The organism is Bilifractor sp. LCP21S3_F8 (genome assembly GCF_052117805.1).
In the GTDB taxonomy this organism is placed as follows: Bacteria; Bacillota; Clostridia; order Lachnospirales; family Lachnospiraceae; genus Bilifractor.
In genome coordinates this window covers 1-13,562 of record NZ_JBQKIK010000043.1, presented here as the reverse complement: position 1 = coordinate 13,562, position 13,562 = coordinate 1, and the positions used below count along the sequence as shown (strand labels likewise).

Sequence of the window (13,562 nt, the reverse complement as noted above, 5' to 3'; positions counted from 1 at the left end):
TATGCCGTTATAATAAGTATACACGAAATAAGGAGGTAGTATAATGGGTTTTCAGAATACAGGCTATATCTATTGTGGTGCTCCGCCTGCGGGGCATGGGGGTTTACTGTACAAGCTACGGATTATACAGGGGAAGGTAAGTATGACAGATCAGAAAGTAATCGAAGAATTGAGAAAAACATTTGAAGAAAAGTTCGGCGGAAGCGGAGAACGGGTATTTTTTGCGCCGGGGCGTGTGAACCTGATCGGGGAGCATATCGATTATAATGGCGGGCACGTATTTCCGTGCGCGCTCACTCTCGGCACATATGCGGCTGTCCGGAAGAGAGATGACCGGAAGCTGAGGTTTTATTCCGTGAACCTCGCAGAGGACGGCGTGATTGAGGTGGATCTGGACGATCTCACCTACAAAAAGGAAGACGGATGGACGAACTATGCCAAGGGCGTCGTGTGGGCTTACCGTCAGGCTGGTATGGATATACCGACAGGATTTGACTTCGTATGCAGCGGAACCATTCCGCCGAAGTCCGGACTCTCCTCAAGCGCGTCTCTTGAGGTGCTTACCGGGGAGGCATTGATGCGGCTGTACGGTTTTGAGGAGGATCAGATCCGGAACGCAAAGCTCGGGCAGATCGCCGAGAATCGCTTTGTCGGAATGAACTGCGGGATCATGGATCAGTTCGCTTCCGCTATGGGACGGAAGAATATGGCTATTTTCCTGAATGCGGCGACGTTGGAATACCAGTATGCGCCCCTTCCGATCGGCGACGCGAAGCTTGTGATTGTGAATACGAATAAGCCGCATGAGCTGGCAAATTCCGCGTACAACGACCGCCGCCGGGAGTGTGAAACCGCGCTGGAGGATCTGCAAAAGGTTCGTCCGGAACTCAAGGCACTTTGTGAGCTCAAGCCCGCAGAGTTTGAAGAACTGAGCAGCTCGATTGCGGATCCTGTGTGCAGGAAACGTGCGAAACACGCGGTCTATGAAGACGCCCGCACCACGGAGGCGGTGGAAAAGCTCAATCAGGGAGACATTCAGGCTTTCGGAAAGCTGATGAATGCATCTCATGTCTCTCTCCGGGATGATTTCGAGGTTTCCTGCAAAGAACTGGACGTGCTGGCGGAAGAAGCCTGGAAGATTCCGGGGGTGATTGGCGCCCGGATGACCGGAGGCGGATTCGGCGGATGCACGGTTAATATTGTGAAGGATGATGCCATTGATACATTTGTCGATCAGGTCGGCAGAAATTATACGGACAGAACCGGTCTTGTGCCATCCTTCTATATTGTATCCATCGGAGACGGCCCGTCGGAGATCTGCTGAATTCAGGAGCAGCGTGGCTCGGAAGCGTCGGAGCATAGAGATGCCGTTGCAGAGGGAAAGCACCGTTTTGAGACGCCGCAGCAGAGGAACCGCGCAGGGCAGAGATTGCCCGCTGCAGAAAGAACACAGAATTGAGACAGCACAGGATGGTGACCGCGCAGCACAGACAAAGTGCGGGATACAGATTTCGAAGAATCAGACTTCGAAGAATGAAAATGAGACAGAATCAGGAGATCGCGTGACCCGCGGGCGGGTTGCGTCATGCATCATCTTCAGGATGACAGGAAGGAGAAAGCAATGCAGATTTTAGTTACAGGCGGAACTGGATTTATCGGAAGTCATACCTGTGTGGAGCTTCTGAACGCAGGCTATGATGTGGTGATTGCAGACAATCTTTACAATTCAAAGGAACTTGTGGTGGACCGGATCGAGACAATCACCGGAAAAAGACCGAAGTTCTACAAGATTGACGTATGTGACCGCAAGGCACTGGATGCTCTGTTTGACGCCGAGAAGATTGATGCGGTAATTCATTTTGCCGGTTACAAGGCGGTCGGAGAGTCCACGAGAAAACCGATTGAATATTATACAAACAATCTGCTGAGTACGCTTACGCTTACCGATGTTATGAGAAATCACGGCTGCAAACAGTTTGTTTTCTCATCCTCCGCCACGGTGTACGGAGACCCGGCCGAAATTCCGATCACGGAGAAGTGCCCGCTCGGTACTACGACAAATCCGTACGGAGAGACGAAAGCCATGCAGGAGAGAATCCTGACCGATATCTGGAAGGCGGATCACAGCTGGAAGATCATGCTGCTTCGTTATTTCAATCCGATCGGCGCACACGAAAGCGGTCTTATCGGTGAGGATCCGAAGGGAATTCCGAACAACCTTCTGCCCTATGTCGCACAGGTCGCTTCGGGAAAGCTTGAGAAGGTTCATGTCTTCGGCAACGATTACGACACACCGGATGGTACCGGCGTTCGTGATTATATCCATGTCGTAGATCTGGCGAAGGGACATGTGAAGGCCATCGAAGGATTCCAGAAGCTTGATGATGTTCAGATCTTCAATCTTGGTACCGGTGTGGGGTATTCTGTTCTCGACATCATCAAAGCGTTTTCCAAGGCCTGCGGCAAGGAAATCCCGTATGTCATTGATCCGAGACGTCCCGGAGATATCGCGACCTGTTATTCGGATCCGACAAAGGCAAAGGAAATTCTCGGATGGACAGCCGAGAAGAACATTGAGGATATGTGCCGGGATTCCTGGAACTGGCAGGTGAAAAATCCCGACGGATATGGAGAATAAGATCAATTGAACTATCTTGATTATACTGTACGGAAAGCCCGGGAGGGAGAGGGGGATCTTCAGACGGATCTGCTGATCCTGTTTCTCCTGGATGGGGAAATGACGGTACGGTATTATGGAGAGAAAATTCACATGTGCCGGGATGATATTCTGCTTATAAATCCCGGCACAGAATATGTAATGGATCATGCGCACAGCGCGCTGTATGGTGTGGCTTCCTACTCTGCTTCCCTTACCGCACAGATCATGGGAGGCAGAACACTGAGCCTGTACGCGGATTCAGTCAATGACACCCTTCATTCCTACCAGGACATTCGTGAGATTCTTATTGACCTTACGGCTGATTATACTTACCGGAGGCATCAGACAGATGCCCGGAAGGCAAGCCTTCTGCTTAAGCTGCTGGATCATCTGATTGAGAATTATTCTGTCCGCCGGAGCAATGACGGTCTGAAGGAAGGAGAGTCAGATGTAAGGATGCAGCAGATGATGCAGTATATCATCAGCCACATCAATGAGGAGGTTAACCTGTCCGTGCTTGCAGAGCAGATGTATGTTTCAGCATCGACCCTGTCGAGAATATTCAGGAAAAAGACGGGTGTTTATTTTGCGGATTATGTTATGCAGCTGCGGGTGAGGTCGTCTCTGAGACTGCTTAATTATTCCGATCAGAATCTGACGCAGATTGCCATGAACTGCGGCTTTTCCAATTCTGCGTCCTTCAGCAGGGCTTTTCGAAAGATCATGCATATGTCACCTTCGGAATATCGTGACAGAAACAGAGAAAACGCCAGAAAAGATGAAAAGCATCAGATAGAGGAAGAACAAGAAATCCGGCAGAAGCTTCTGGAAAAGGGATATCAGGAGAGCAGCGGGGAACGGAAGTGCCATATTTCGTTGGACCAGACGGAGGTGATTCCGGAAGAGTATGAACGGGTATGGGATAAGGCTGTCAACATAGGATCCCTGTACAGCATGACAAATGCGAATATCCAGTTTCATGTCCTGCATCTTCAGGAACATCTTCACTTTTCGATCATACGGCTGTGGAATATTTTCTCGGTAAAGACACAGGTGTCTGACGGAAAAAGTCTTGGACAGTATAATTTTGATATCATCAATCAGGCCCTGGATTTTCTGGTAAAGAACCATCTGCGTCCGTTTCTGGATTTTGGCAGAAGACCGGATACCGCTATCCGAACCGGCGGAGAAACGGTCTATTATAATGAGGAATATATTCTTTTTGAATCGAGAGAGATCTGGGAGGATATTCTGTCCTCATTTATCGATAATATTGTAAACCGGTACGGCCAGCAGGAGGTTTCGAGGTGGATCTTTGAGCTTTCCTATGATAGTTTTCATCAGGGAAATTCTGCGCTGTATCGGGATTCGCATTATGATTTTTTTCAGGCATGGGAAACCATGTACCGGCTTGTCAAAGCATCGATACCGGAGGCTGAGATTGGCGGTATATTCTCAGTCATTGACAGCGATATTGCGTTCAATACTGAATTTTACAGAAAATGTGTGGAGGGTCATTGCATTCCCGATTTCGCGTCATTTCTTCTTTTCCCTTATGAGAATAAGGGGAGTGCGCGTTATCTGACTGCAAACCCGGATATGGAAGTGGAGCAGGTGCTCCGGATTCGGCAGATGATGCAGGATTGCGGTATCGATGATCGTAAGCTTTATATTACGGAATGGAACAATACGATCGCGAATCGCAATTTTCTCAATGATTCCTGCTTTCGTTCCGCGTACCTTGCGGCCGGGGTTATCGACTTGTGGGGCAAAACAGACTTACTGTGTGTCATGGGAGGAACGGATTGGGTCAGCAGTTATTTTGATACAAACAGAGTGATTAACGGAGGTGTCGGGCTTCTCACAAAAGATACGATCCGAAAGCCGGCTTTCTTTGCGCTTGCTTTCTTAAACGACCTGGGTCCGCAGTTTCTTTCACGAGGTAAGAATTATATCATCACCAGAAATGAGAAAAATGAGCTGATTATCCTGTTCCATCATTTTTCATGGTTTCGAAAGGAAATGATCCCGGGAGATGAACAGGTGGATCTGGATAAGGTTCGGAAGATTCGTTTTGAGGATGAGAAACCTCTGAAGATTCAACTGAACCTGCTGCACATGGATCCGTCCGGAGTATATGCGATCAAAAACCGCCGCCTGAATACAAGAAGCGGCAGTCTCCTGGATAAGTGGAAGCATCTTGGCTTTGAGAGTGATCTGACGAGAGAGGAAATCAAATATCTTCAGGCAGTCAGCGTCCCGGAGATAGAACTGGAAAGAGGGAGTACGGACGCGGATGGTACTTTGAAAATTACGGTAGAACTGGATGCTCAGGAGGTTGTTCTGATGCATATCTATCGAAGAAGAAAAAACTGAGATACGGTTTGCCGATAAAAAGGCCGTGCAAGAGATGATGATCATTTCTTGCACGGCCTTTTTTTGACGCCTTTCTGATGCAAGTAAATGCATGAAAAATGTAAGGATCAGGAAAGCTTCCAGACAGAGATTCAGGTAAACTGTAATCATAAAAGCTGATGCGCAGGAAAAACATCAGCGAGAAGAGCCGGTCTTTTCAGATGATTTATTAGCAGTGCAACTTTTTTCTGAGGGATTCAGAAACGAGATAAAACACGCTGCGCGAGTTTTATCTCGCTATCGCGACGCTCGCCGCACACGAATGCTTCGCATTCGGCTGCGGCTCACTGTTCGCGTAAATCAGCCTGCCCCGCTTACGGGGCAGATACTGAAATATTATCAATACATATAGTATTATTATAGATATAATCACGTGGATGAAGGAGGACAATTATGTATACATACAACAAAAAAGGGCCAAAACGTGGAGTGGCACTATACAGCTATTCGGCGGAATTCGGTCTCACAAAGACACTGGAGGATTGCTTCGAGGATGTGCATGACATGGGTGCGCATGGTATCGAAATTCTGGCAAATACACATATTGAGAATTATCCCTATCCGACGGATGAGTGGGTGGAAAACTGGTTCCGGCTTTGCGATAAGTACGAAATCGTTCCGGTTGAGTATGGAAACTGGATTGATTCGCATGTCCTGGGAGACAGAGATCTTACCACAGAAGAAGCCGTGGAAATGCTCAAGCGTGACATCCGTCTGGCACACCGCCTTGGTTTTACGGTAATGCGTACCAAGATGCCGGTAATCAATGATCTTCTGGAGCCTGTTCTGAACTGGAGGGAAATCATCAAGGGAGCACTTCCTCTGGCAGAGGAACTGAATATAAAAATGTGCCCGGAGATACATAATCCATCGAATCTGAAGGGAAAGCTTGTGACGGATTTTGTAGATTTCATCAAGGAAACGGGAACAAAGAACTTCGGACTCAATATTGATTTCTCAGTATTCCGCACTACATTTGCGGAGGGAGAATGGAGGGATCCAAATTACACGCCGAACAAACCGGAGGACATTATTCCGCTGCTCCCATATATCTACTGCTGCCATGCAAAGTTTATTCATATGAGCGATGATTTTGAGGAAACAACGATTCCGTATCCGGAGATCATCAAGGTGATGACCGAAAATGGATATGACGGATATCTTCTGAGCGAATATGAAGGCGCTGATAAGTACGAAGATGGATATGAGGTTGGACAGACACTGAGAAAACAGCACATCATGCTGAAAAATCTTCTCGGAGACTAAGGAGGTGCAGAGATGGAAAAGCAAGTAATTCAGTCCGTTGGATTCAGAAATATTAAAGATGCAGAAGGCAAGACGACAGGTTTTCAGTTTAAGGTTCGGCTTCCGTATTACAGAGGAATTTTTCTCTCTCAGATCCGGCCGGGTACATTATTTATTGATGGCGAGAAGATCGAAAAGGATCGTATCACTTGGGTGATCAATGGAGAAGAGTATACAAATGAGGAGATGCGGACAAATTATCAGGTGCACTGGTCGGTGACAAAGCCGGCAGTACTGAAGGTGAAAAAGGAAGGGGGCCTTGCACAGGGCTATCACGATCTGAAGTATGGCTTCTGCTTTACCTCTTCTTATATGCCACCGATCATACAGGCCAATCTGGATCCGGATCAGGAAAACATGGTATATATGCCCGAGTTTGGACATCATGTGAATGAGCGGCATCTTCTGATTGTATGAGACGCAGCAGATTCTCTGATCAGACAGAGGAGATGTAATAGATTCTCAGATCAGATAAATGAGATGTAATAGATTCTCAGATCAGATAAATGTGATAGAACAGATTTTTCAGAACAGACAGACCAATCAGATACGATAGAGAACGAAAGTACAAAGATATTATTTGTGAAAAACCGGTGGCAATGAGCCTGGCGGAGCTGGATGACATGGAAGTGGCAGTGAAGGAAAATGGAGTCCGGTTCACGGTTCATCAGCAGAGAAGGTTTGATCCGGATTTCCGCACCGCAAAAGAAGTGTACGATTCCGGCACACTTGGAAATGTGTATGCGATCAAGAATCAGCTTTACGGCTTCAATGGAAACATGCATGACTGGCACGTATTTAAAAGTGAAGGCGGCGGAATGCTGTATGACTGGGGTGTTCATCTTCTTGATCAGGTCTGCTGGATGTTCCCAGGCGCAAAGCTGAAGTCTGTGTTTGCGGATATCCGGAATGTCATCAATAAAGAGGTGGATGATTATTTTCAGATCATGCTGCGCTTTGATAACGGTGTAACGGCAACGGTTGAACTGGGTACGTATTACCTGGCGGATAAGACCGCGGATAAATGGTTTGAGCGGCACTGGTTTGTCGCCGGAAACAAGGGTACCGCGTATGTGGACGGATTCTTCCCGGAAGGAAAGATTGTGCGTACCACCCATCTTCTGACAAATGTCGGAGGAAAGAGAACGATGACTGCCGCAGGGCCGACAAGATCGTTCGGACCTGCACCGGAAGGAACCATTGTAACGGAGCCGCTTCCGGAAGTGCATACGAGCCACAGAAATTATTTTGAGCATTACATCCGTTACTATCACGGCGAGGAGGAAGCATTTGTAAAAATACCGGAGGTGCGCCGCGTGCTGAAACTCATGGATGCGGTCAGAGAATCCGGACGCACCGGAAAGTCCGTTGATTTTGAATAAAAGTTAAGGTTAAGTGAGGTAGATACGATGGACAGAAAGATTCCTGTTGCTGTACAGGTTTATGGATTGAGAGATCTTCTGGAGGAGCATCCGGAAAATTTCAGGAATGTAATGCAGAAGATCAAAGATTATGGTTATGACGGCGTAGAACTGGCCGGATTATACGGACTGAAGCCTGCGGAGGTCAGAGATATCCTGAAAGAGGTGGGCCTGGTTCCGATTTCAGCGCACGTACCATTCGCGGACATGGTGGAGGATCTGGATCGTGTGATCGCGGATTATTCGGAAATCGGAGTAAAATATCTGGTGATGCCTTATATGGCGGAGGAATATCGGCCGGTAAATCCGGAGGGATTTCAGAAGTTTCTCCCTCTGCTGGATAAGGTAGGGGAGAGAATCCATCAGGCGGGTATGACCTTCCTGTATCACAATCATGATTTCGAGTTTGTGAAACTTCCGGATGGAAGATGGGGATATGACGCAATGTTCGAGGCAATTCCGCATGATCATCTGATGAGTGAGCTTGATACCTGCTGGTGTGACGTCGCGACCGGTAAGGTCACTGAGTTTATTCAGAAATACACCGACCGTCTGCCGGTCATTCATCTGAAGGATTACATCAAGCGCGGCGAAGTGAAAAATATGTACAAGCTGATCGGGATCGATCAGGAGGAGTCCGGAGAGGATGAGGGTTACTTCGGGTTCCGTCCGGTCGGATTTGGCCAGATGATCTGGGAGCCGATTCTGGATGCTGCGCTCCGTGCAAATACAGGATGGGCTGTTGTCGAACAGGATGAGCATTATGACATGGATCCCCTGGAGTGCGCGAGAAGAAGCCGTGAATACCTTAGAATTCTCGGCTGGTAAGCAGCTTGGGTGAACCTTGAGCAGAAGACGAAAGAAGTAATTATTCAAATAAGAGGACAAAACATGAAGGAAATCAGAATTGCCATCATCGGAACGGGAATGATCTCCGACAGGCATATGACCGTGATCAATAATCTGAAGAAAAGAGGGCAGAACCTCACCGTAGTTGCAGCATGTGATATTGTAAAGGAGAAGGTGGAAGCCTTCGGCAGGAAATATGGTCTTCCGGAAGACCGGCTTTATACGGATTTCCGGGAGATGCTGAAGAGAGACGACATTGATGAGGTTGAGGTCTGTGTACACAACAATCTGCACACATCTGTTGCGACAGCAGTAATGGCGGCGGGTTATCCCTGCTATTCGGAGAAACCGATGGCAGCAAGCTATGCTGACGCAAAAATTCTTTACGATGCGCAGAAAAAGTACGGACAGAAGCTTGCTGTTCAGATCAGCTCTATCTACAACCCGCAGACCCGTATCGCAAAAAAAATGATTGCGGAGGGCAAACTGGGAGATGTATACCATGTAAGAAGCGTTGGTCACAGGAGACAGGGCAGGCCCGGTTATGACATGCCGTTTTTCAGTCATGACTTTATTGATCCGAAGATCGGTGTTCATGGACCTCTGTTTGATCTGGGAATCTATCATCTGGCACAGATGCTGTACGTGCTTGGAATGCCGGAACTGGAGAGCGTGTACGGTGTACAGAGCTGTTCCTACTGGAGAGATGCGCGCATTGACAATGCGGTAAACTGCCATACGCCGATCGAGGATCTTGGCGTTGGAATGGCGCGGTTCAAGGGTGGAATTTCAATGGATATCTATGAGGACTGGGCGATACACATGGATGAAATCGGCACAAGCTTCATTGCGGGTTCTCTTGGCGGACTGAAATTTACGGATGTTGATACCACCGGAGGGCCGCTGGCGGTTCCGGAAGGAGGATCCATCGTAGGAGGAGGCGCTCTCCAGAAGCCGAGGCTTGAGTGGTTCGGCGTAGATGGGGATGGCGTGTTATTCGACAATAAAATCGAATGTGCGATCGGTGATATCTCGGGCATGCAGGAGCTTGCTCTTAATCCTGAGATGGAGAAGTACAATGATAACCAGCTGCAGTGGTATTCTTATCTTCGCGGCGAGCTTACGGACGAGACACGCGTTGACTCTCCGTATATCGCAATGCAGACTGCTTTTCTCTCTGAAGGTGTTGTACTTTCCAGCGAGCTCGGACGCAGCGTGACTGCAGATGAAATCAAGGCAATGTCAAAATCCATCGCGCTTCGCGAGCAGGAGACACCTTTTGGAACAATCAGGTATGATTTTGACGACTATAAACCAGAATAAAATGGAAGGTGCTGAAGACAGAAACTGTTATTTTCAGGCATGAAATAAGTATACCAAATCCCCGGCGGATTTATCCGCCGGGGATTATTGTACTGTATAAGTCCAGTCGCAATGTTCTTGGCCCACGGGGAGCTTGCTCACCAGTGGGCAAGAACATTAGCGACGACAACAGGTATGAGCACGAAGTGACGCGTAAGCGGCACGGAAGTGCGAATACCTGTTAGCGGCACGGAAGCTGCGAAGCAGCGAAGTGACGCGGGGACTTATACAGTTTATGGCACGAAGTATCATATGGGTGTGTACTGTATAAGCCCAGCCGTAATGTATCGTATGGGAGTTACTTAATATGGTATAATAAAAAAGGCGTGGATTTTGTTTTACCCTTAAATGAGGGGAAAGGAGAATAGTATGTGGCTATTGTTTGCAATTGGTTCGTCGATCTTCGCGGCATTGACCTCGATACTTGCCAAGGTCGGTATTGAGGGCGTGAATTCAACGCTGGCTACGGCAATTCGAACGGTTGTGGTCGTCATCATGTCCTGGGGAATGGTTTTTCTGACAAATGTGCAGGGCGGTGTCGCCTCCATCAGCAGAAGAAGCTGGATCTTTCTGATTCTGTCCGGTCTTGCGACAGGAGCATCCTGGCTGTGCTATTACAGAGCGCTCCAGATCGGAGATGCTTCAAAGGTAGTACCGGTTGATAAGCTGAGCGTTGTGATCACCCTTGTCATGGCGTTTCTGTTTCTTCACGAGCAGGTTACCGTGAAATCTGTGATCGGATGCGTGCTGATCGGCGCCGGCACACTGCTCATGGTCATCGCATAAACAGAAGACAGGAGGAGAATGACAGCCAGAGGTTTGCATCAGAAGGAGGAGGAAATGAGAAAATATCTTGTAATCGGAGCGGGAGGCACCGGAGGCGCACTGGGCGCGTATCTGGCTCGCGGAGGAATGGATGTGACCTTCATTGCCAGAGGCGCACATCTGCGAGCAATGAAGGATAATGGTCTTCGTGTGATCCGGACGGACGACGAATTCACACTGAAACCAGTAAAGGCCTGCACAATGGAGGAGTATACGGATCATCCGGACGTGATTTTTGTCTGTGTGAAGGGATATTCTCTGGAATCTCTGTATCCGTTTCTGCGGAGAATTGCCGGCAAGGACAGTATCGTCATCCCGATCCTGAATATCTATGGAACCGGGGCAGTCATGCAGAATCAGCTTCCCGGCATTCTGGTAACGGATGGCTGTATTTATGTCGCCTCCCAGCTCCGCAGTCCTGGTGTAATACTGATGAGCGGTGATATCCTGCGGGTTGTCTTTGGTGTGCGGGATCCCGCGGAGTTCCGGACGGATCTTCGTGAGATAGAAAAAGATCTTGCAAAATGCGGAATCGGGGGCGGACTCAGCGACAACATCCAAAGAGACGCGCTGCTGAAGTTTTCCTATGTCTCACCGCAGGGAGCATGCGGCCTTTATTTCGGAGTCAGCGCGGGGGCGATGCAGAAAGAGGGGATATATCGTGACTTCTTCTGTGAGCTTGTCCGCGAAATCGGAAGGATCGCGGAAAAAGAGGGAATTGTCTTTACGGAAGACATCGTGAAAAGAAATCTGCATATTCTGGACAGCCTGAAACCGGATATGACAACATCGCTTCAGAAAGATGTCGCCTGCGGAAAGGCTTCTGAAATCGACGGATTGATCTTTGAGGTCGTCCGGAACGCCCGTCGCCTCAAGGTGGACGCTCCGGCATATGAAAAAGTGGCGGAAAAGCTATCCAGTGCCGACACATGAAGAAGCGATGGAAAGGCTTTCCGGTGGCAGTATATGAAGTAGTGGCGGAAAAGCTTTCCGGCGGCAGTATATGAAATAGTGGCGGAAAAAGATTTCCGGAGCCGTTAGCGGGTGAGATTGCGCAGCCAGCGGTATTTGTGAAAGTGGTGAATGACCCATGGAATTTTTCCAACTTCATCGAGGCAGGTGCAGGCGTAGACCAGAAGAACCGGCCAGTGAAACAAGAAGGCTCCGCACAGCGCGACCGGAATGGCAATTCCCCACATGACGACAATGAGGGAGTAGACATCGAATTTCGTATCTCCTCCTGCGTCGAAGATACCATTGATTACGACCGTGTTCACACATCGGCCGATCATATAAAATGAGGTAATAGCAAGCATGCCGGCACATAATGTTCTTGCATTGGGAGTCAGCCGGTAGAAAAGCAATACCGGATGAATCACTGCAAGAACGACCGCGGTCGTGATAAATCCAATGAGGAAGGAAAGCTTCATCAGCCGTTGTCCATAGATTTTCGCCATGTCCAGATTCCCCTGACCGAGTTGATTCCCGAGAAGGATGGATCCGGCATTCGCGATACCGTTGCACATACAGCAGGTAAGATCCCGTACCACGGCGGCAACGGAGTTGGCGGCAGCGGCATCCTGACCGAGATGCCCCATGATGGCGGAATAGGAGGTAAAACCGATTCCCCACAGAAGAGAGGCTCCGAGAAGCGGCAGGCTGATTTTCCGGAAATCCGATCCCAGCAGGCGGTTGCGGTGAAAAAGCCTCGTAAGATCCGGGCGGACAAAGCCCTTCTGAAGCGAGGACCCCGCAGCCCATGCCAGCTCGACGATTCTGGAGATCAGCGTGGCGAGCGCGGCTCCCCTTGCGCCCATCTCCGGGAACCCGATCAGGCCGAAGATGAATATCGTGTTCAGGACAATATTCAGGATAACGGCACTTGATGAGATGAGCGCTGTCCGGTTCGCGTGTCCTGTGAGCTTCATGATGGTCAGGTAGCACTGCGAGATACCGGTCAGCAGGTAAGACCAGCCGGCGATCCTGAGATAGGAGACACCGATTTCCGAAAGTGTCGGGTCGTTGGTGAAAAAGGCCATCAGAAGACCCGGGGTCAGGATGCAGAGCAGCCCGAACAGAAGATCAATCAGGAAAGAAAGACGGAGCATGAGATTGAAGATATCGTGCAGACTCAGGAGGTCCTGTTTGCCCCAGTACTGGGAACCGAGAATGGATCCTGCCGATACCACAGAGCTTAGAAACATGTTCATTACGAACTGAATCTGTGTTGCAAGCGATACCGCTGCCATGGAGTCCTGATTCAGCCTGCCCAGCATAATGGCGTCCGCAGCCGCAACCGCTGCCAGCATCAGGCTCTGAAGAGCAATCGGGACAGCGAGAGACACCAGCTTCCGGTTAAATAACGGGTCAGAGAACAGACCCTCTTTCATCGACGGCGATGGCATTTCATATTACCTCTTTATCTTTCTCAGTCTTTTTCCGGTTCTTTTCTTCCGTTCTTTTTTCCTCAGTTTTTTTCCCGGTTCTTCGCTGCACAGCTCGCGTTCATCAGAAACGCAGAACGAGATAAAACACGCTGCGCGAGTTTTATCTCGCTATCGCGACGCTCGCCGCACACGAATACTTCGCATTCGGCTGCGGCTCACTGTTCGCGTAAATCGCCGCCACCCGTGAAACGGGTGGTTCGGTCCGGGCTATAAGCCCGTGTTGCTAGGCCAGCGTCTCAAGGCGCTGGCTTTCACTTTATGGCTACGGGAAGTTTCTTT

General features: G+C 49.1%; 11 protein-coding genes. 10 read left to right on the top strand and 1 reads right to left on the bottom strand.

Going from position 1 to position 13,562, the window contains the following annotated elements; all coding sequences use genetic code 11:
- The first annotated feature begins 142 nt into the window (after positions 1-142).
- The 10 genes from ACTQ3A_RS13385 (at position 143) to ACTQ3A_RS13340 (ending at position 11,769) form a co-directional block, all read left to right on the top strand.
- Positions 143-1,324 carry a galactokinase gene (locus tag ACTQ3A_RS13385; RefSeq protein WP_441495144.1) on the top strand — a complete coding sequence of 394 codons (1,182 nt, stop codon included), beginning with the start codon at positions 143-145 and terminating at the stop codon, positions 1,322-1,324.
- Positions 1,325-1,621: 297 nt separating this feature from the next.
- On the top strand, positions 1,622-2,638 hold the full coding sequence (gene galE, locus ACTQ3A_RS13380) for a UDP-glucose 4-epimerase GalE (protein ID WP_441485695.1): 1,017 nt from the start codon (positions 1,622-1,624) through the stop codon (positions 2,636-2,638).
- A 6-nt stretch (positions 2,639-2,644) separates the two neighbouring features.
- Positions 2,645-5,035, top strand: coding sequence for a GH39 family glycosyl hydrolase (locus ACTQ3A_RS13375; RefSeq protein ID WP_441495143.1), 2,391 nt, complete (start codon positions 2,645-2,647; stop codon positions 5,033-5,035).
- A 432-nt stretch (positions 5,036-5,467) separates the two neighbouring features.
- On the top strand, positions 5,468-6,340 hold the full coding sequence (locus tag ACTQ3A_RS13370) for a sugar phosphate isomerase/epimerase family protein (RefSeq protein ID WP_441495142.1): 873 nt from the start codon (positions 5,468-5,470) through the stop codon (positions 6,338-6,340).
- 12 nt (positions 6,341-6,352) lie between these two features.
- Positions 6,353-6,796, top strand: a complete 444-nt coding sequence (locus ACTQ3A_RS13365; RefSeq protein WP_441495141.1) for a C-glycoside deglycosidase beta subunit domain-containing protein — start codon at positions 6,353-6,355, stop codon at positions 6,794-6,796.
- 182 nt (positions 6,797-6,978) lie between these two features.
- Positions 6,979-7,761 carry a Gfo/Idh/MocA family protein gene (locus tag ACTQ3A_RS13360; RefSeq protein ID WP_441495145.1) on the top strand — a complete coding sequence of 261 codons (783 nt, stop codon included), beginning with the start codon at positions 6,979-6,981 and terminating at the stop codon, positions 7,759-7,761.
- Positions 7,762-7,788: 27 nt separating this feature from the next.
- Positions 7,789-8,628 (top strand): sugar phosphate isomerase/epimerase family protein, encoded by an 840-nt coding sequence (locus ACTQ3A_RS13355; protein ID WP_441495140.1) that lies wholly within the window; start codon positions 7,789-7,791, stop codon positions 8,626-8,628.
- 63 nt (positions 8,629-8,691) lie between these two features.
- Positions 8,692-9,972, top strand: a complete 1,281-nt coding sequence (locus ACTQ3A_RS13350; RefSeq protein WP_441495139.1) for a Gfo/Idh/MocA family protein — start codon at positions 8,692-8,694, stop codon at positions 9,970-9,972.
- Between the two features lie 408 nt (positions 9,973-10,380).
- Positions 10,381-10,797 (top strand): EamA family transporter, encoded by a 417-nt coding sequence (locus ACTQ3A_RS13345; RefSeq protein WP_441099486.1) that lies wholly within the window; start codon positions 10,381-10,383, stop codon positions 10,795-10,797.
- Between the two features lie 54 nt (positions 10,798-10,851).
- Positions 10,852-11,769 (top strand): ketopantoate reductase family protein, encoded by a 918-nt coding sequence (locus tag ACTQ3A_RS13340; protein WP_441099487.1) that lies wholly within the window; start codon positions 10,852-10,854, stop codon positions 11,767-11,769.
- Between the two features lie 104 nt (positions 11,770-11,873).
- Here the strand turns inward: ACTQ3A_RS13340 and ACTQ3A_RS13335 are convergent, their stop codons facing one another.
- A complete protein-coding gene (locus ACTQ3A_RS13335; protein WP_441495341.1) occupies positions 11,874-13,226 on the bottom strand; it encodes an MATE family efflux transporter in 1,353 nt (450 codons plus the stop codon).
- Between the last annotated feature and the right edge of the window lie 336 nt (positions 13,227-13,562).